This is a genomic window from Geomonas azotofigens, from assembly GCF_018919395.1.
Taxonomy (GTDB): Bacteria; Desulfobacterota; Desulfuromonadia; order Geobacterales; family Geobacteraceae; genus Geomonas; species Geomonas azotofigens.
On the sequence record NZ_JAHLME010000001.1, the window covers coordinates 332,084 to 351,048 of the forward strand.

18 protein-coding genes are annotated in these 18,965 nt (G+C 65.0%); 3 read left to right on the plus strand and 15 right to left on the minus strand.

Going from position 1 to position 18,965, the window contains the following annotated elements:
• Positions 1-67: 67 nt before the first annotated feature.
• The 13 genes from KOL99_RS01480 to citC form a co-directional block, all read right to left on the minus strand.
• Positions 68-3,283 carry an efflux RND transporter permease subunit gene (locus tag KOL99_RS01480; RefSeq protein WP_216508727.1) on the minus strand — a complete coding sequence of 1,072 codons (3,216 nt, stop codon included), beginning with the start codon at positions 3,281-3,283 and terminating at the stop codon, positions 68-70.
• 129 nt (positions 3,284-3,412) lie between these two features.
• Positions 3,413-4,510 carry an efflux RND transporter periplasmic adaptor subunit gene (locus tag KOL99_RS01485; RefSeq protein ID WP_216508728.1) on the minus strand — a complete coding sequence of 366 codons (1,098 nt, stop codon included), beginning with the start codon at positions 4,508-4,510 and terminating at the stop codon, positions 3,413-3,415.
• The gene (locus tag KOL99_RS01490) at positions 4,507-5,850 is read right to left on the minus strand and encodes a TolC family protein (protein ID WP_216508729.1); all 1,344 of its coding nucleotides are present in this window, start codon (positions 5,848-5,850) and stop codon (positions 4,507-4,509) included. Before KOL99_RS01490 ends, KOL99_RS01485 begins: the two co-directional genes overlap by 4 nt.
• 410 nt (positions 5,851-6,260) lie before the next feature.
• On the minus strand, positions 6,261-7,154 hold the full coding sequence (locus KOL99_RS01495; protein WP_216508730.1) for an ATP-binding protein: 894 nt from the start codon (positions 7,152-7,154) through the stop codon (positions 6,261-6,263).
• Positions 7,155-7,293: 139 nt separating this feature from the next.
• Entirely contained in the window at positions 7,294-8,034 is a 741-nt protein-coding gene (locus tag KOL99_RS01500) for a class I SAM-dependent methyltransferase (RefSeq protein WP_216508731.1), read from the minus strand.
• A gap of 2 nt (positions 8,035-8,036) precedes the next feature.
• Positions 8,037-8,999 (minus strand): phosphatase PAP2 family protein, encoded by a 963-nt coding sequence (locus KOL99_RS01505; RefSeq protein ID WP_216508732.1) that lies wholly within the window; start codon positions 8,997-8,999, stop codon positions 8,037-8,039.
• Positions 9,000-9,017: 18 nt separating this feature from the next.
• Entirely contained in the window at positions 9,018-9,860 is an 843-nt protein-coding gene (locus KOL99_RS01510; RefSeq protein ID WP_216508733.1) for a triphosphoribosyl-dephospho-CoA synthase, read from the minus strand.
• Positions 9,850-10,344 (minus strand): citrate lyase holo-[acyl-carrier protein] synthase, encoded by a 495-nt coding sequence (locus KOL99_RS01515; protein ID WP_216508734.1) that lies wholly within the window; start codon positions 10,342-10,344, stop codon positions 9,850-9,852. The genes KOL99_RS01510 and KOL99_RS01515 overlap by 11 nt, the downstream gene beginning before the upstream one ends.
• Positions 10,319-11,857 (minus strand): citrate lyase subunit alpha, encoded by a 1,539-nt coding sequence (gene citF / locus KOL99_RS01520; protein WP_216508735.1) that lies wholly within the window; start codon positions 11,855-11,857, stop codon positions 10,319-10,321. Before citF ends, KOL99_RS01515 begins: the two co-directional genes overlap by 26 nt.
• Entirely contained in the window at positions 11,844-12,764 is a 921-nt protein-coding gene (locus tag KOL99_RS01525) for an HpcH/HpaI aldolase/citrate lyase family protein (protein WP_199395796.1), read from the minus strand. The genes citF and KOL99_RS01525 overlap by 14 nt, the downstream gene beginning before the upstream one ends.
• Positions 12,764-13,240: a PPC domain-containing DNA-binding protein gene (locus KOL99_RS01530; protein WP_216508736.1), complete on the minus strand. Its 477-nt coding sequence runs from the start codon at positions 13,238-13,240 to the stop codon at positions 12,764-12,766. Before KOL99_RS01530 ends, KOL99_RS01525 begins: the two co-directional genes overlap by 1 nt.
• A complete protein-coding gene (citD, locus tag KOL99_RS01535; RefSeq protein ID WP_216508737.1) occupies positions 13,241-13,504 on the minus strand; it encodes a citrate lyase acyl carrier protein in 264 nt (87 codons plus the stop codon).
• On the minus strand, positions 13,501-14,502 hold the full coding sequence (citC, locus tag KOL99_RS01540; protein ID WP_216508738.1) for a [citrate (pro-3S)-lyase] ligase: 1,002 nt from the start codon (positions 14,500-14,502) through the stop codon (positions 13,501-13,503). Before citC ends, citD begins: the two co-directional genes overlap by 4 nt.
• Before the next feature lie 223 nt (positions 14,503-14,725).
• Between citC and KOL99_RS01545 the strand changes: the two genes are divergently transcribed.
• Genes KOL99_RS01545 through KOL99_RS01555 form a run of 3 tightly spaced genes read left to right on the plus strand, consistent with a single transcriptional unit; the run spans position 14,726 to position 17,339 of the window.
• Positions 14,726-15,439 (plus strand): glycosyltransferase family 2 protein, encoded by a 714-nt coding sequence (locus KOL99_RS01545; protein WP_216508739.1) that lies wholly within the window; start codon positions 14,726-14,728, stop codon positions 15,437-15,439.
• Positions 15,440-15,733 carry a lipid-A-disaccharide synthase N-terminal domain-containing protein gene (locus tag KOL99_RS01550; RefSeq protein ID WP_216508740.1) on the plus strand — a complete coding sequence of 98 codons (294 nt, stop codon included), beginning with the start codon at positions 15,440-15,442 and terminating at the stop codon, positions 15,731-15,733.
• Positions 15,705-17,339, plus strand: a complete 1,635-nt coding sequence (locus tag KOL99_RS01555) for an ArnT family glycosyltransferase (protein ID WP_216508741.1) — start codon at positions 15,705-15,707, stop codon at positions 17,337-17,339. The genes KOL99_RS01550 and KOL99_RS01555 overlap by 29 nt, the downstream gene beginning before the upstream one ends.
• A gap of 176 nt (positions 17,340-17,515) precedes the next feature.
• Here the strand turns inward: KOL99_RS01555 and KOL99_RS01560 are convergent, their stop codons facing one another.
• Together KOL99_RS01560 and KOL99_RS01565 are read right to left on the minus strand one after the other, a co-directional pair.
• A complete protein-coding gene (locus KOL99_RS01560) occupies positions 17,516-17,713 on the minus strand; it encodes an ArsR family transcriptional regulator (protein ID WP_183350219.1) in 198 nt (65 codons plus the stop codon).
• A 109-nt stretch (positions 17,714-17,822) separates the two neighbouring features.
• On the minus strand, positions 17,823-18,929 hold the full coding sequence (locus KOL99_RS01565; protein ID WP_216508742.1) for a lipid II:glycine glycyltransferase FemX: 1,107 nt from the start codon (positions 18,927-18,929) through the stop codon (positions 17,823-17,825).
• Positions 18,930-18,965 lie beyond the last annotated feature (36 nt).

The window sequence follows — 18,965 nt, forward strand, 5'->3', positions numbered from 1 at the left end:
CTGAGGTTTAGGTTAAGAAGACCTCTACCGACCTTACCCGTCGCACACATGCTAGCTTATTCTCAACCTAAACCTCAACCTCGACCTGCTTTTTATGCTTCTCCTTCCAGGACTGCACCATGAAATACAGGATCGGGATGGTGATCCGGGAAAGCGTGGTGGAGGCGATCTCGCCGCACATCATGGCCAGCGCGAGCCCCTGGAAGATCGGGTCGAACAGGATCACGAAACTCCCCACCACGACCGCAGCGGCGGTGAGGAGCATGGGGCGGAAGCGGACCGCGCCGGCGTCGATGATCGCCTCGTCCAGCGCCATCCCCTCCCGTCGCCGCAGCTCGGCGAAGTCGATCAGGATGATGGAGTTCCTGACGATGATCCCGGCCAGGGCGATGAAGCCTATCATACTGGTCGCCGTGAAGAAAGCCCCCATGATGGCGTGACCCGGCAGGATGCCGATCAGGGTGAGCGGGATGGGCGCCATGATCACCAGCGGCGTGGTGAAGTCGCGGAACCAGGCCACCACCAGCACGTAGATGAGCACCATGACCGCCGCGAAGGCGGCGCCCAGGTCGCGGAAGACCTCGTAGGTGATGTGCCACTCGCCGTCCCACTTGATGCCGGGACGCTCCTCGCTCCAGGGCTGGGAAGCGGCGCGCTGCTCGATGTGGTAGCCGCCGGGAAGCGGTATATTGTCGATATCCTTGTGCATCTTCAGGATGGCGTAGACCGGCGCCTCGATCACCCCGGCGACGTCCCCGATCACGTACACCACGCTCTTCATGTTCTTCCGGTAGAGGGATTTTTCCTCCACCCCGCGCACCACGCGCACCAGCTCGGAAAGCGGCACGTTCCCCTTGCTCCCGGCGACGTAGATCGAGGAGAGGGAGGAGACGTCGCTTCGGGAGCCGACCGGCAGGCGCAGGTTGATCCGGACCGGCTCCTTCTCCTGCGGCACGTGCATGAGCCCGACGTCCGTCCCCCCCACCGCGAGTTTCAGGGTCTGCACCACCTGGGCCGCATCGACGCCCGACAGCGCCGCCTTCTCGCGGTCCACCTCGAAGCGCAGGGTAGGCTGGTCGTCCTCCTGGTACCAGTCGACGTCGACCACGCCCGGCGTCTGCTTGAAGATGTCGCGTATCTTCCTGGCGATATCGACGCGGCTTTGCTGGTTCGGGCCGTAGACCTCGGCCACCAAGGTGGAGAGGACCGGCGGTCCCGGCGGGATCTCGGCGACCTTCAGCCGCGCGCCGTAACGGTCGGTGATCGCCTTCAGCGTGGGGCGGATCCTCTTCGCGATGTCGTGCGACTGGCTGCTTCTCTCGTCCTTGCTCTCCAGGTTGACCTGGATCTCGGCGACACTCGGCCCCTGGCGCAGGTAGTAGTGGCGCACCAGCCCGTTGAAGTTGAAGGGGGAACTGGTGCCGACGTAACTCTGGAAATCGGTCACCTCGGGCACCTTCCTGAGTGCGTCGCCGAGCTCGGCCACCATGCGCGCGTTCTCCTCCAGCGTGGTCCCCTCCGGCGCGTCGACGATCAGCTGCAGCTCGCTCTTGTTGTCGAAGGGAAGCATCTTGACCGTGACGGCCTTGAAGTAGATGAGCGAACAGGAGAGGAGCAGCAGGATGACGACCATGGCGAGGAAGCCGTGGCGCACCTTGGTGTCGTGTAAGAGCCGCCCCATCATGCGCCGGTAGAAACGGGTCATCCACGTTTCTTCGGGAGCGGCCTCGCTACCGTAGTGCGACTCCCCCTTCATGAACCGGTAGGCGAAGTAGGGGGTGACGGTCAGGGCGATCAAAAGCGAGAACACCATGGCCATGGAAGCGCCGACCGGTATCGGCCGCATGTACGGCCCCATGAGCCCCCCCACGAACCCCATCGGGAGGATCGAGGCGATCACCGCCAGGGTGGCCAGCATGGTCGGGTTGCCGATCTCGTCCACCGCCCGGACCGCCGCCTCCAGCGGCTTGAAGTTGGTCGTGGTGAAGTAGCGGTGAATGTTCTCCACCACCACGATGGCGTCGTCCACCAGGATGCCGATGGAGAAGATCAGCGCGAACAGGGTGATCCGGTTCAGCGTGTAGCCGATCCGGTTGAAGATGAACATGGTGAGCGCGAGCGTCACCGGGATCGCGATGGCCGCCACCGCGCCGGCGCGCCACCCCATGAAGACCGCGATCAGGATGGTGACCGAGATGGCGGCCAGGAACATGTGGAACAACAGTTCGTCGTTCTTGTCCTTGGCGGTCTCGCCGTAGTTCCTGGTAACGGTGACCTGCATCTCGGAGGGGATCAGCTTACCCTTCTGGAATTCGACCCGTTTCAGGAGGTCCTCGGCCACCCAGGTGGCGTTAGCCCCCTTCCTCTTGGCGATGGCGATGGTGACCGCCGGGTAGTCCGCGGCGCCCCCTTTCAGCTCCTTGTGGGCCGCCGCCGGGCCGAGGCCGAAGAAGACGTAGTCCTTGGGTTCCTGCACCCCGTCGGTCACCGTGGCGACGTCGGAGAGGTAGACCGGGCGGCCGTCCTTGACGCTCACCACGAGGCGACCGGCATCGGCGGGATCGGCGATGAAGCCGCCGGCCTCCAGGCTGTACTCCCGGTTGCCCGAGGCGAAGGTGCCGGCACGCTGCGATACGTTCCCCTTCTCCAGCGCTCCCATCACCGCCAACGGGGTCAGGCCGTACGACGCAAGTCGGGCCGGATCGAGCTGCACCTTCAGTTCGCGCGACAGTCCCCCCTTGATCTCGGAGTGGGCGACGTTGTCCACCTTCTGCAGGTCGTCGCACAGTTCGCGCGCCACGCGGCGCAGGGCGTTGTGATCGTAGCGGTCCGACCAGAGGGTGAGCGAGAGGATCGGGACGTCGTCGATCGACTTAGAGACAACCAGCGGCTCCCCGGCGCCGGGAGGGAGGAGGTTACGGTTGCTCATCACCTTGTTGTAGAGCTTGACCAGGGAGTCTTCCATGCTTTCGCCCACCAGGAAGCGGACCGTGATGATCCCCATCCCCTGGCGGCTGGCGGAGTAGATGTACTCGACGCCGTTGATCTCCCAGATCTTCTTCTCGAAGGTGGTCACCACCCGTTCCTCGACCTCCTTCGGGGAGGAGCCGGGCATGGGGAGGTAGATGTCCACCATGGGGACCACGATCTGCGGCTCCTCCTCGCGCGGCGTCGCGATAACCGAGTAGAGCCCGATCAGGAGCGAAGCCGCCACGATGAGCGGCGTCAGCTTGGAATCTATGAAAGCGCGGGCAATCTTCCCCGCGAAGCCGAGGTTGTTCATGCGTTCTCCAATGATGCCTTTTGTGACCGGATGTGACGCTGGAGCTACCGCCCCCTCCCCTTGCGGGCGGGGGGCGGGGGGTGGGGGAAGCTGCGTTAGGGAATGCGCCGGAACCAGAGGTCCAGCCGCCTACTGTACCTTGGCGCCGTCCACCATCTTGTCGAGGCCTGCCGTGACCACTTTCTCGCCGGGGGCGAGACCGGAGAGGATCTCCACGCGTCCGCCCTGGGCGCGCCCCGGCTTGACCAGGCGCAGGCGGGCCACCCCCTCGGGGGAGACCACCCACACCGAGGTGAGCGAGGAGCGCTGCACGACGGCGGCCGCGGGAACCGCGACCCCCTTGCGGGAACCGGTCTTGAAGAACGCCTTGCCGTAACTGCCGGAACGAAGCCCACGGGAGGGGAGATCGACCTTTACGGTGAAGGTGCGGGTGGCGGGATCCACCACCGGGACCACCTCGGAGACACGGCCGGACGCCGGCGCCCCCTCCACCGCGATGCCGATCTGGTCACCGGCCTTCACCTTGCCCAGAAGCGTCTCCGGAGCGGCCACTTCCAGGCGGAACCCTTCGTCTCCCTCGACGGTCACAAGCGGCGTCCCCGGGAACACGGTCTGCCCCGCCTCGACCTGCTTGGCGACCACCACGCCGGCGATCGGTGATACCACCCTGCCGTACCCGGCGACGGCGCCGGCGGCCTTGGCACCCTGCCGTGCCTGGGCCAGGCGCGCCTCGGCCCTCGCCACACCCTGCGTCGCCACTTCCTGCTCGGTCTTCCTGGTGTCGTATTCCTGGCGGGTCACCGCCTGCTCCGCGAAGAGCCGGGAGTAGCGGTCGAAGGTGACGTCGGCCAACCTCTTCTGCGCCTGCGCCTCGGAGAGGGCGCGCGCCGCCTCCTCGGCACCGGATGCCGCGCCGGCGGCGGCGGCGCCGCTTTCCACCGCCTCGATGGCAACCAGCAACGTGCCCCGCCCGACCCGGTCACCTTCGCGCACGAAGACCCGGCTCACGCTCCCGGGAATCCTCGCCGCGACCTGCGCGCTGTTGCGTGCCCGCACCGTCCCCACCGCCTCCTGGACGTCCGGCAGATCCTCCGCCGCGATGGTCTGCACCGTGACGCCCCTCACCACCGGCGGCGGTGCCGGTGCGACACTGTGCCCTTCCTTCTTGCCGCAGCCAAAGCCGCTCGCTATCACGAGGGCGACCAATGCCGCCCGGTATGTTCTCATCGCAGAACCTCCTTCACAAATACGCCGGCGCGGAAGTAGATCTCTCCCGTCGCCGCCTCGAGCCCGTTCTCGACCTCCACCAGGTTGGCGCGGGCCTGGGTGAGCGCGCTCTCCGCGTCCATCACCTCCACCAGGGAGGACAGCCCGTTGCCGAAACGCAGCGTCACCAGGCGCCGGCCCTCCTCTGCGTCACGCACCGCGGACTGCGCGCTCTCCAGCTTCAGGCGCGCCTCCTGGCGGTGCAGCACGCTTTCGGTCACCTGCAGCGCCACCTCCCTGCGCTCGTTTTCCAGCACTTCTGCCGCGCTCTGGCGCACGAGCTCCGCCTTCTCCTTGTCATGAGAACGCTTGCCGCCATCGAAAAGGTCCCAGCGCAGGTTGACGCCGACGGTCCATGAATCCTTGTCCATCCCCAAGGGGACGTCCCGGTCGTTGATCTGGTAGCTCCCCCGCGCGTACAGGGTGGGGAGATAGGCGTTTCGGGCCTGCCTGACCGCCAGCTCGCCGCGCTGCTCCGAGTTCTCGGCCAACTTCAGGTCCGGGCGGTTCTGCCGAGCCAGGGCGATCAGTTGCTCGGCATCCTGGGCCGGCTCGGCCAGCCTGGGGAGTTCCGCCACGTCCAGCGGCTCCCCCTGCGGCCCGCCGACCACCAGGTTGAGCCTCAGGCGAGCGAGCAGCAGGTCGTTTTTCGCCGAGATCACCCGCTGCTCCGCCTGGGCCACCAAGGTCGCGGTTCTGAGCCGATCCGACTTGAGGCCGATGCCGTCCTTCTCGCGCACCGCCGCCAGACGGTCATGCTCCCGGGCGTTCAGAAGCGCCTGGTCGGCCACCTCGCGGTAGGCCAGCGCCTTGCGTACCCCCAGGTACGCCAGGTAGACGCGGAAGGCGATCTCCTCGCGCTTCGCCTCCTCGGAGAACGCTGCCGCCTCGGACCCTTTCCCGGCCAGGGCCACGCCGGTGGTGATGCCAAAATCGAGCAGCGGCTGTTCCAAGGTCACCGCGGTCTTGAAATCGCCGCGCGGCGAGGGGTTATTGAGGGTGTCACGGGCGAAATCCCTGGCGGGACTGATGCGCCCCTCGTCCAGCTTCATCATGAAGACCGCGCTTGGCGTGTTGGAGAGGACCGCGCCGCTTTCCAGCGCCACGCGGGGCAGGTAACGGCTCCGGCTGGACGCCACGTCCTGCTCCGCCGCGCCACGCTCAAGGGAGGCAGCCTTGAGCAGGTGGTTGCTCTGCAGGGCGCGCTTCACCGCCTCCGGCAGCGAGACCACCTCGCCGAAGGCGGGCACCGCGTACGACGCGACCAGCAGAGCAATGAGCGCTAGCAACCTATGATTCACCCGGAACACCTCCTTGCCGGCATAGTCAGAATATGAAATCAAGATATATTCGAATTGTTATATATATGCAGAACTGCCAATTGTCAAGGTAATAACGGTATAAGCATCCGTGCGATGCACCTTTACAGAAAATGGAATTTTAACACCTTAGAACCGACGGTTCCCGCCGCACATGAAAAAAAAAGTTCTTCCAGCGAGCCGTCAGGTTTGTGCACCCCTTCCACCAACGATCATCGCGGAGTTGCGGGAAAGGGTGCGCTCGGGACTCCCTTTCCGTAACGGGGCCTACACGCCCGTAGTTGCGGCCAACGAAGGCGGGGATGCGGCCTTTACCAGATTTATTGAAGAAACAAAAAAAGCGCGCCCCCGATGGGAGCGCGCCGTGTTTACAACGAGCGGGTTGAGCGCGATCAGGCGCCGGCTTGGTTGAGCAGGTAGCGCCCCACCCAGTTTTTGGAGAACTGCATCGCGGTGCGGCCGCACCGTTTGGTCTTGTCGTGCGACCACTGGATCGCGTCCAGCTCCAGTTCCTTGCTCCAGGGGATGCTCACGTTGCGGGCCTTCGCCTCGCGCTCCACGCACTGGCGCACCGCGTCGAGGTACCGGTCCTGGGTGAAGACGTGGAAGGCGACCCAGAGGCCGAAGCGGTCGGAGAGGGAAACTTTCTCCTCCATAGCCTCGCTCTCCTGCAGTTCCCCGTTCACATACTTGCCGCCCAAGAGGTCGGTGTTGTACTGGGGCAGCAGGTGACGCCGGTTGGAGGTGACGTAGATGAGCACGTTCTCCGGGGCCGAGTACACCGAGCCGTCCAGGGCGCTTTTCAGCATCTTGTAGGAGAGCTCGCCGATCTCGAAGGTGAGGTCGTCGCACAAAAGGATGAAGCGGTAGGGCTGGTCTTCGACCGCGCTGAAGATCTCGGAGAGGTAGATCAGGTCTTCCTTCTCCACCTGGATGACACGCAGCCCCTCGGAGGCGTACTCGTTCAGAAGCGCCTTCACCATGGAGGATTTGCCGGTGCCGCGCGAACCCCACAGGAGCGCATTGTTGGCCGGGAGCCCCTTCAGGAACTGGCGCGTGTTGTGCACCATGATCTCTTTCTGCTTCTCGCACCCCAACAGGTCGTCGAGCCTGGTCTGGTCGGTAACCTTGACCGCCTCCAGGTATCCCGAGAAAGAATGACGACGCCAGTTGGCGGCGGGGCAGGTGGCCCAGTTGACGGCCCTGACCGCCCTGGGAAGCAACATTTCGACTGAGCTGAGCACGCGCTCGAGCTGGGCTACAACCTCCGGTTTCAGATTCAGCATGTACTTTTCCGTCCTCTGTGTGGTGGGCTCCGAACCGGCAGTTTGTTCTGATGAAACACCCATGCCCAAGTAACCCCCGGTAATTTTGTTAAATCTGTATACGTTATCAGCAAGCCTGCTGTCAAATTAAAACAATGTGTCAATTGCCGCTACGCCGGTTCTCGCACAAGGCCCACGCGGTGGCTCCCGGCACGAGGATGCCCACCCGCGCCAGCGCGATCATCACCGCGTTGTCCCATTCCAGCACCCTGCCGACCGCGCAGGCGAGGAGCCGCCCCCACCGCCAGCGGCCGCGGTCCCGCACCCTGCCCCAATGGTAAAGCCGGGAGGACAGGAACTTCGGAATGAGCAACGAGCCGAACAGGTACCCGGAGCTCACCACGACCAGCCCCGCGCTCCAGGCGAGCTGTTCCACCTGCCTCAGCCGGTAGCGCCGGTAGTTGCCCCGAAACCAGTCCTGTCCGCTGTAGAGGGCGTCAAAGGCGGGAACGGTGACCAAGACTCGCCCCTTGGCGGCGACGTGCTGGCGCACCACCCGCTTCAGATAGCCCCGGTCATCCTCGACCCGCTCCAGCACGTCCACGATCAGGGTCAGGTCGTAGCTGTTGCGCCCGGGGGGAAACTCGCGGCCGTAGCTGACACCCGGCTCGGACTCCAGTTCCCTTAGGCGCGCCTCGGCAAGATCCGGGTCGACCGCCGCCACCTCCTTGTGCCGCAGCCCGCCGAAAATGGTGCGGCAAAGGTCGCCGTCGCCGCAACCGACGCCGAGCACCTTTACCCCCTCGTGGAGCGTGGTGCCCAGTAGCGCGGCCAGCGCCCCGGCCCGTGCCCTCTCCCAGGGATGCCAACCGGGTCCCGCGTGCCTTTTGCTTGCGTCCATGGCTAGTACCTCATATCGCAGGCGAGACCCGCGCTGCCGGGGGAAAGCACCGGTCGGAAGGTGAAGCCCTTGATGACGGAGTTGCTCGTTCGTTGTTCAGGTTTTGGCTTGTCGAGACGGTTGTAGTGCAGCAGGCGGGGGAGTAGAAGGCCCGAGAAGAGGCCGATGGCGGCGCCTGCCACCACATCGGTGGCGTAGTGGCGGTCGGCCATGATGCGGGCGATGCCATCGGCAGCCGCGAGCCCCATCCCGGCCCAGCAGGCGGCTCGGTCGGCGTCGGAGTCGCGATAGAGCCCCTGGTACTGGTGGTGGTTGCAGACCAGGCCTGCGCCGGTAAAGGCGAAGGCGACGTGGCCGCTGGGCATGCTTCGATTGGGCTGGTCCCCTTCGCAGACGCCGTTACGACAGTTGCGCACGAAGGGCTTCTCCCGCGCCACCAGGTTCTGCACAAGGGAGGAGACGAAGGAGGTGAAGGCGAAGGACTCGAGATTGACCATCTCGGTCTGCCAAAGTGTGTCCCAGGCACCGTCGCGGATTCCGAGGGTGGCGAAGGAGTCGAGCACAGGCGCTGCGATCAGGCCGTACATGAGCGCGTCCCCCACGTCGTGTGCCACCTCGCGTGCCCCCTGCGAGCGCAGGCGCAGGGCATCGCGCACCGACTCGTCAAAGCCGTTGGTCCCCTTCCACTTGGGATCCGGATCGCCATGCGCGCTCTCGACATAGATGGCGCCCGCGCCGAGCGCGGCCACACCCAGGTAGTTCAGGGCACCGGCCCTGCGCCAATGCCAGGTCGGTAGGGGGACGTCGGCGCTGATGCGCGGGGCACCGGCGGCCTCCGCCACGGAATTTTCGCAATGCTGGGGTGCGGGTGCGGTGGAGTAGTCGGCAGCGGCTGCCGCGGGTGCGGCGCTGCAGAGGAAAACGAAGAGGGCGATCACGCTATGGGTCACGCTGTAATGAGCCATAGGCGAAATTAAAGATCATTAACCGGCCATTGTCAAACAGCGGCGCGAGCGCGGGGCAGGCTCCAGTTCGCCGGTGTGGCTCAGCCAGGCAAAGGAGAGGGCCAGGAGGTCGGCCACTCCCCCCATGGTGAGGTTGCGGCTCACGTAGTGCTCGTTGCGCTCGGACAGAAAACTCATGAAGTCATCGCGCTGCTCGACCAACCGTTCCAGGGCCCGGCCATCTTCCTTGACCGTGGCCAGCCCGTCCCTGCCGCAGCGGTGCAACGCCGTGGTGTCCTCGACGGTAGCCATGAGGCGCCCCAGCATGGCGTACACCGCGCTCCCCCTGTTGCCGACGGCGAGCTCGCGGCGAAAAGCGGGGAGCGCTTCCCTAAACAGCGCCGGGAGTCCGTCCAGGGCCTCCCCCCGGATGCCGCGGGCGTGGTAGCTGTTGCAGGCGCGGCTGCCGTTACTGTCGCCTTGCTGCGTCCGGTCGAAAATGCACGCTGCGACGTCGGTGACCGCTGCGCTGAGCGCCGCCTCCCCTGCCCCATGCGACCGGGCGGCCGCCGCCAGCAACAGCCCGCTCAAGAAGATGTACCCCTTGTGGCAGTTGGTGCCGGCACGCTCCAGCATCGCCTGCTCGGCCTCGACTCCTAAACGCACCTGGGCCGAAAGTTCCTCGCCCCGCGCCAGCGATTCGGCCAGGCGGCAAAGATATCCGGAGAGGACTTCCAGGGATGCTTCCATGCGGCTGATGGAGAGATCGTGGTGGGAGCCGGCATCGTTTAGGTCGACGAGCCCCGGCTTGGGGGTCAGGTAGAGCTCCAGGAAGGCGCCGCGCACCAGGTTATCTGCCAGTCTCCTCAGCTCAGATGGCATCGATCACCGCCCGTGCCTTCAGCACCAGTTCCTCGCTGCTGTGACGCTTGGCATGGATGCAGGCGAGCGCAGGCTCGCGGCAGATCAGGCAGCTGCGCGGGGCGATATCGAGCTCGGCGCGCCCGACCTGGCGGCCAGCATGGTCGTAGACGTCGAGATCCAGAAGCCGTCCGGCCGGGTGCATCGCCTCCAGCGCCATCCCCAGCCGTTTCACCTGGGTGGCCTGGAGCCGGGTGCGGTACAGGGCGAACGGCCCCAGGGCGTCCGCGCCGGAGAACGCGGGCGTCACCTTCAGGGCTGAGAGGAGTTCCCGTTCCCCCCAGGCGAAGAGCCGCTCCGCGTACGGGCCGGTCTTCTCCGCCCCCGGCAGGTTCAGCGACAGCATCACCGTGGCCGGGAACGGGGTCGGGAAGAGCCCGTCCAAAAGCGCCTGGCGCCCGTCGCGCGCAGCGAGGAGGCTATTCCTTAACGCGTCTGACGACATCGATGATGCTCCCGTCCCGGTACTCGATCACCGCCACCACCTCGTCCTCGAACTCCAGCGGGCGCGGCGTTCCGGTCACCCGGCAGATTTCGCGCTGCAATTCCCCGATCTCCTTGACCGGGAGCTTCCTCCTGATCAGCTCCTCCTTCAGTTCGGTGTGTTTGTCATTCACCGCGATGCCGCGCTCGGTGACCACGACGCCGATGGTCTCGCCCGGCGTGGTGATGGTGGTGACCCGGTCCCTGACGATGGGGAGCCGCCCCCGGATTGAGGGAGCCACGATGATGGAGAGCTTGGCGCCGGCAGCGGTGTCGGAGTGCCCGCCGGTGTTGTGCAGCAGGTAGCCGTTGGACTCGGTGTTCACGTTGACGTTGAAGGAGGTGTCGACCTCGGTGGCGCCGAGGATGACGCAGTCGAGCCGGTTGACCACGGCCCCGGCGTTGAAGGGGTTGGCGTACATGTCGGCGCTGATCTCCTGGTGGGCGCGGTTACGGCCGATGGACTGCACCGCCTCCTGGTCGAAGCACTGCACGTCCATGAGCGCCGAGAAGAGCCCCTCTTCCAGCATGTCCACGAAGTAGCCGGTGATGCCGCCGCAGCCGAAACTCCCCTTGATGGAGCCCTTGCGCATGGCGCTACGCACCTTTTCGGCCACGGCCAGCGAGATGCCGCCCGAGCCGGTCTGGAAGGAGAAGCCGTCCCGCAACAGGCCCGCCGCCTCGATCACCTGCGCGGCGTAGCTCGCGATCTGCAGCCCGACCGGGTCGGTGGTGACACGGGTGGTGGTGGAGACGATCTTCGCCGGGTCGCCGAGCCGGTCCACGACCACCACGTAGTCCACCAGGGTCTGCGGGATGCTGACCGGGACCACCGGGAAGGGGACCAGGTTGTCGGTGACCGCTACCACGCGGGAGGCGTAGGTGGCGTCGATCTGGGCGTAGCCCAGGCTGCCGCAGGCGGAGGGGCCGTAGTAGCCGTTCATGTTGCCGTACTCGTCGCAGCACGGCGCCGCGATGAAGGCGACGTCGATGGGCACGCTCCCCTCGATGACCGAGCGGGCACGGCCGCCGTGGGTCCTGACCACGATGGGGCAGGAGATCTCCCCCTTGGTGGCCATCTCTCCGATCAGGCCGTTCACGCCGCACTGGAAACCGGCGATGACGCCGCTTTTTATGTGCGGGATGATCTCGGCGTGCACCGGGTGCACCGAGGACGAGGCGATCCAGATCCCCCTGAGCCCCATGGCCGCGATCTCCGCGACGATCCGGTTCAAGAGGAAATCCCCGTTGCGCAGGGAATGGTGCGTGGCGATGGTCATGCCGTCCTTGAGCCCGCTCGCCTCGATCGCCTCCCGCAAAGAGGAGAGGAGCTTCTTTTCGCCCGGGTTCATGCGCTTCAGCGGGCGGGCCGCCACTGTTCCCCGCGGCCGGATGGCGAAAGGGTCGCCGTAAGGGATGAGCGGTTTTCCCGCGTAGTTTTCCGGGATCTCCCGTCCCAGGCTATTGAGCGCCATGTATCGCCTCCTCGTCGATCAGGGTGTCCACCATGCCATGGGCGTAGGCGGTGCGCAGCACGCGGGCGGCGCGCTTCACCACCGGGGCGTCCACCATCTTGCCCCCCAGCGCGATGACGCCGGTCCCGAGCTGACGCGCCCGCTGGATCGCCTCGATGACCTGCAGGGCGTACTCCACCTCGTGCTGCTTGGGGGCGAAGACGTCGTGCACCACCTCGATCTGGCGCGGGTTGACCAGGCACTTGCCGGTGTAGCCGAGCCTCTTGGCAAGCTCGGTTTCGTTCCGGAGCCCCTCCATGTCGGAGACGTCGGCGAAGATGGTGTCCACCGCCTGGATCCCCTTGGCCTTGGCGGCCCAGAGCACCCGGGTCCGGGCGTTGAAGAGCTCCTCGCCGCCGCGGCTTCTTTCGATCTCCATGCTGGCGGTGTAGTCCTCGGCGCCGAAGGCGAGCGCGAAGATGCGCTCGGAGCTGTTGGCGATGCCGACGGCGTTGATGACGCCGAGCGCGCTCTCCAAGGACGGCAGGATGCCGAAGCGGCCGATCTCCACCTCCAGTTCCTCCTCGAACTCGGTCAAGAGCGTGTCCAGGCGCTCCACGATCTCGGGGGTGTCCGCCTTGGGGAGCCGGATGCCGTCGGGCATGGCCGGGAGCACCACCTTCAGGTCCTCGTAGCCCCACTTGGTGTCGAGCGGGTTGATGCGGACCAGGAGCTCCTTGTTGCGGTCGGTGTAGTTCAACAGGAAGTGCCGCACCAGGTGGCGCGCCGCGTCCTTCTCGGAGAGGGGGACCGCGTCCTCGAGGTCGATGATGACGCTATCGCAGTTGAAGATGGGGATGTTCTGGAGCATGGAGGGCATGTTGCCCGGGACGTAGAGCAGGGAGCGTCGCAGTTTGAAGCCGGCCATCAGGGCGCCTCCTCGTCGATGTAGATGGTGGGGATCCCCCCGACCTTGGAAACGTGACGCTCGACGCCGGAGACGTCGAGCTCGGTGAGGACGATCTCGCAGGTGGCGAAGACCTCCGCGTCGTAGAGGTGACCGCCGACCACCTCACCGGATGACTTGGACATCATGATGTGGAAGTGGCAGTCCAGGAGGTCCTGCTCGCCGGGAACGATGTTCCCCTGCAGCCCCAACAGCTCGCACGGCCCCTCGATGTCGTGGATGGTGACCCGCGGCGCGGTGATGGGAAGCTTGGCGCCGGTCTTGATCCCCCTCAGGCGCACGTTCTTCACGCTCCCAAGCGCGGAGACGATCATGGCGTAGCGCACGTCGGTCAGGTGGGCGAACTGCAAAAGCCGGGTGGTGAGACTCTCCCCCGGCGTGATCTTGATGATGAAGCGCCTGCCGTTGGTGCACTCCTTGTACCAGAGACCTTCCATTTACCCCTCCGTTGCCCGCATGATCGCCGTCTCCAGGCGCGCCTCGATGGCGTAGTCGAGCGCCCCGCGGTCGGTGATGCGCACCTCTCCCGCGTCGACGCCGTGCTTTGCCAGTACCTCGTCCACCTTGGCCCGGATCAGCGCCCCGAACTGCTTCAGGACCGTCGACTCTATGGTCACGTTCAGCGTCTCGGCCGGCTCCAGGAACACCATCAGGTCGCTGGACTGCATGGTCCCGGCCTGCGCCTTCTTCACGATCTTCATCTAGCTCCTCCCTTGTCCCAGATCTTGATCCCCTCGCTGGAAAGGAGAAAATCCAGGGTGCTCATCGGCACCAGCTCCGCGATCCCCTCCAGCTCGCCGCGCAGGAGCATCTCGCGCACCCGGGAGGCGGATATCGGTTGCTGGTCCGCGTTCGTTCTCTCTATCTCACGCACGTCGACCCCCAGGGGGGGGAGGACCCGGTGCATGGTCTCGTTGTAGGCGGCGGTGGTGCCGCACAGGGGCTCGCTCCCCACGAAACGGGTCTTCACGAGGAAGTGCGGCGCGATGCGCTGCGCGAAGAGCATGAGGTCGAGCTCCATCTGGATGGCCCCGCCGGGGTCCCCGTCTTTGAGGAAGTAGGTCGGGAAGGTGATGCTGGAGATGGCGTACCACGAGGTGTCGACCACGGTGACGTTGGCCAGGTCGCTGGTGCCGTCCTGCACCATGCGCATGCGCGCCCCGAAGGGAAACAGGGAGCGCTCCTCGCGCACCACGAAGAGAAAGAGCTGGTCCACCGCGGCCGCGGCCTTTTCCACCAGGTAACGGTGCCCCAGCGTGAACGGGTTGCAGTTGGCGACGATGGCGCCGTTGTTGCCGGGGCGGATGAGGCGGGTGAAGCGGGCGAGGTAGCGCTTGAGGCCGTCGCCGTACTCGAGAAGCGCGGTCTTGCCGGAAGCGGCGAGAAGGTTGAAGTTGAGGGTCTCGAAGTTGGGGGCCAGGGCGGGCGAGGTGAAGACGAAAAAGGAATCGACCCCCTCCTGGTAGCCGCGCCCGACCAGCTCGGTCACCACCTCGTCCAGGAGGGTCCCCCCCTGGTGCGACGGCGCCACCGCCAGCATTTTCAGGGTGCGCCCCTGCCTCGCGCCGACGGCGACCAGCCGGCCGGCCTCGAAGATGCCGACCAGGTCGTCATAGGGTGTCTCGAACTGCAGGCCGGTTGCTTCGAGCAGCGCCCGGGCCTGTGTGAGATCGTCAGTGGAGAGCAGTGAAGTAACCATTGGCAAAGACTAGCACCAAACAGTTGTAAACGTAACCGCGTATACCAAATTTTCCGCACTCCGTTGTGTGCTGGAACTGATGCTGAAAACCCGCTACAGCCGCGGAAGATGACAGTTTTGTCATTCAAAAAAAGCTATGATTCACCAGTGACGTTGTGATATGTTGTCGAATTGTCCGTTCCTGCCAATCGCGGCAGCATCCAATTGAAAAAACAGAGAAAATATGAACACTATCTCAGTCGTGATCCCCGCCCACAACGAGGCGGACAACATAGGGAACCTGGTACAGGAAATCGTCGACACCGGCCTTGAGTGTGAGATCGTCGTCGTCGACGACGGCAGCACCGACGACACCCATGCCCGGCTGCTCGCCTTGAAGAACTCGGTCCCCTCCCTCAAGGTGGTCCAGCACGACCGCGCCTACGGCCAGAGCGCCGCGGTGGCCACCGGCATCAGGGAGGCCGGCGGCACCATCATCGCCACCATGGACGGCGACGGCCAGAACAACCCCGCCGACGTTCCGAAGATGGTCGAGGCGATCCTGAAAAGCGACAACCCGAACCTGAAGATGGTGGCGGGATACCGCAAGAAGCGGGACGATCCCCCCTGGCGCATCATCTCGTCCAAGCTGGCCAACGCCTACCGCCGCTCCTTCCTGCGCGACGAGACCCCCGACACCGGTTGCGGCCTCAAGGTCTTCTACCGCGCCGCGTTCCTGGAGCTCCCCTTCTTCGACCACATGCACCGTTTCCTCCCCGCGCTGATCAAGATGAAGGGTGGCGACGTCATCTCCGTCGAGGTGCATCACCGCCCCCGCACCGCCGGGGTCTCCAAGTACGGAACATTGAACCGCCTCTGGGTCGGCATCGTCGACATCTTCGGGGTGTGCTGGCTGCGCATGCGCGCGAAGAACGTCAAGATCACGAGGTGCGACTAGATGGTTTTATCAGAAAAGGCCTGGGTTGCCATCGGCCTGGCCGGGCAATTCTTCTTCACCATGCGTTTCGTGGTGCAGTGGATCGCCACCGAGAAAAAGAGAAAGAGCGTCATCCCTGAATCGTTCTGGTACTTCAGCATCTTCGGGTCGCTGATCCTGCTGGTCTACTCGCTGTACCGCAAGGACCCGGTCTTCATCCTGGGGCAGGCCTTCGGCACCACCGTCTACCTCAGGAACCTCTTCTTCATCCACAAGGAAAAGAAAGATGCCGCAAGCGATCCGGCTGCTGATTAAGGAGCTGCGTCTCCCCGTCGCGATCCTGGTCATCCCCGGGATCGTGCTTGCCCTGCTGCTCCCCTACTTCCCGGTGGACGAGACCCGCTACCTCGGCGTGGCGTGGGAGATGTGGAACAACCACTCCTTCATCGTGCCGCTGCAAAACGGGCTCCCCTACTCACACAAGCCGCCGCTGCTCTTCTGGCTTTTGAACCTGGACTGGGCGCTCTTCGGAATCAACGAGGGGACGCTGCGCTTCATCCCGCTCATCTTCAGCCTTTGCAACCTCGTCCTGGTGTACCGGATCGCCCTGAAGCTGTGGGACGACCGTCAGGTGGCGCGCTACGCGGCCGTGATCCTCGCCTCGATGCTCTCCTACCTGCTCTGGTCCAGCGTGATCATGTTCGACGTGATCCTGGCCTTCTGGGTGCTCCTCGCCGTGCTGGCGGTGATCTCGGCGGCCCGCGAGCACCGTCTCGCCTGGTACCTGCAACTGGGCGTCGCCATCGGCGGCGGCATCCTCACCAAGGGGCCGGTGGTGCTGGTCTACGTCCTGCCGGTCGCCCTCTTGGGCTTTCTCTGGATCCCCAGGGAACGGTTTTCCGGCAAGTGGTACGCCTGGCTCGGGCTTTCTATCCTGATCGGGATCGGCGTGGTGCTCTTCTGGCTGGTTCCGGCCGCGCTCACCGGCGGCGAAACCTACCGGCGCGCCATCCTGTGGGGGCAGACGGTGCACCGGATGACCAACTCCTTCGCGCACAAACGCCCCATCTGGTGGTACCTCCCCTGGATTCCGACCCTGTTGATGCCCTGGGCGCTGTTTCCTCCCGCCTGGCGGGCCTGGAAACGCCTCTCCGCCGACCCCGGGTTCAAGACGGTGCTGATCTGGGGCGCGGGGAGCGTGGTCATCTTCTCTTTGTTGAGCGGCAAGCAGGTGCATTACCTGGTCCCGGTGCTGCCGACTTTCAGCCTGCTCATGGCCCGGAGCGTCGCCGACGAGCGGGGGGAGGTCTCCCGCTTCCGGTTGCCCATCGCCGGCCTTTACCTCTTCCTCGGCGCGGGCCTCATCACCGCGTCACTCATCAAGCACGGCAAACTTTTGAAGCACTTCGACCTCATGGAGATCAGGATCGCCGCGGCGGGGCTGATCGTGCTCGGCGCCGTGCTTTTCCTGCTGCGCCCGCGCACCATGCCCGCCCTCGTCAACCAGGTAGCCACCGCCTCGCTGGCCTGCTGCCTCCTGGTCCTGGTCGGGGGGAACAGCATGTTCCAGCGCTACGAACTGCACCCGATGGCCCAGGCGGTGCGCCAGAAACAGGCGGAGGGGTACCAGGTGCTGCACGCCGGCAAGTACCACGGCCAGTTCCATTTCCTGGGGAGGCTGAGCCAGCCCCTGGTGGAGCTCCCCAGCCGGGACGAGATCCGCGCCTACGCCGCGACCCACGACAAGATCGCGCTGATCACCTACGTGAAGGACACCCAGCGCATCGACCCCAAGGATTACTACTTCCTGCAGCCCTTCCGGAGCAGGCAGGCGGTGATGTGGACCCGGGACGGCATCGCCACCTTCCTGGGGGAAGCGTCCGACAAGAAGGAGCCGGCGGAAACGCCCGACACCGAATAATCAAAAAGAAAAGGGCCCTCCGACAACCGCCGGAGGGCCCTTTTGCGTCGATGAATCTCCCTTTACTTGTACCCCGCCTCTTTCCAGGCGTTCACCCCGCCCTGCAGCGCCCAGACCTTGGTGAATCCCTTCTCTGCGAATTCAGCTGCCCGACCGGCAGACGTATGTTCCTGCGGTCAATTGCAGTAGAAGATGATCTCCTGGTCCTTTTTCACCTCGGGGAGCCTGGCGTTGAACTCACCGAGCGTCCAGGCCTTCTCCAGCCGGATGCCGCCGCACATCTCCTCGCTGTCGTATGCGCAGACGAAGAGCGCCTCACCCGCCTGCACCTTCCTGCGCGCCTCCTGAATCTGGATCCTTCTTGCCTCGGCCATGTCTTCCTCCTTCCATCCCGGTGAGGGATGTCCTGAGCCTTCTGCCACTAGCGAATGATGAGCCGATACCAATTCGGCCGTAAAAGGGTAGCAGAGAAACCTTCTCGTGCTAGCCCAAGTGACGATAACAGAACTCCCCCAGGTAGCTGAGCGCCGTGTCCGGCGCCTTGTTGCAGACGAACTGCAGCAACTTCTTGGCGATGGTCTCGTCCCCCGCCGGAGTGGAGTGCGCCGGGTCGTTGGGGTAGAGGAAATGGGGGAGGTCCGAGACCTCGGCCCCCCAGTGCGATTTGAATTCCATCAGGCTCTTGTTGCGCTCGGAGGTCTGGCCGAAATCGAGCACGCGGTATCCCGCCAGGCAGGCATCCCTGATGGCGTTCCAGAACAGGAAATGCACCGGGCTGGAGTCGTTGTGCAGGGCGTTGACCGCCGAATACTCGATGGAGACGCGGCTTTTGTACTTGAAGAGGAGCAGGCCCGCCACCGTCTCGTTCCCCTTGCGGCACAGTAACAGCTCCACCAGCCCCTGCGGGGCGAAGGTCTGCCAGAGCGTCTTCACCAGCTGGTACGGGTGGGGCGGCAGCCCTTTCCGCTTCCTGGTGACGCGGTGCAGCAGGTAGAACTCCCTGAGGTCGGTCTCACGCTTCCCCCTGATCAGGCTGAGGTCGCACCGCTCGGCCCGGGCGATGCGCTGCCGCACGCAACTGCGGTGGAAGCGCCGCCGGACCTGCTCCGGATCGTCGCATAGCGCCAGGGAGTGGTGCTTGCGCAGGCAGTCGGCGTGGAACCGGTCCCGGTCCAGCAGGTGGGAAGCGGCGGAAGTCCTGATCTCGACGCGGGAGATGGCGAGCCGTTCCGCCAGCCGGAGCACCGCCCCGCTCAGGATCTCCATGTCCGCCGGGTCGGTCACCAGCGGGTCGGACAATGTGGCGAAGGGGATGCTTACCAGGCGCCGTCCCGTGAGCCAGCTCTCCACCGCGTACACCGGGAGCGCCGCCCGGATGGCCTCGCAACGATCCTTGAGGACGAGGTAGTAACCGGTCATGTGGGGGAAATTCTTGTCCAGCACCCGCTTCCACCCCGACAGGTGCGTGATCCAGCCGTACGGGTGCTGGTGGACGAAACGGTCCCAGCGGTGGTTTCGCAGCGGGTCGATGATGCTGACACAGGTGCCGAGGTCCCCCTCCCCCAGGTTCCTGCTATGGTTGACAGCCATGACGATTCCCCCACGCGGCCATGATGAATTAACAAA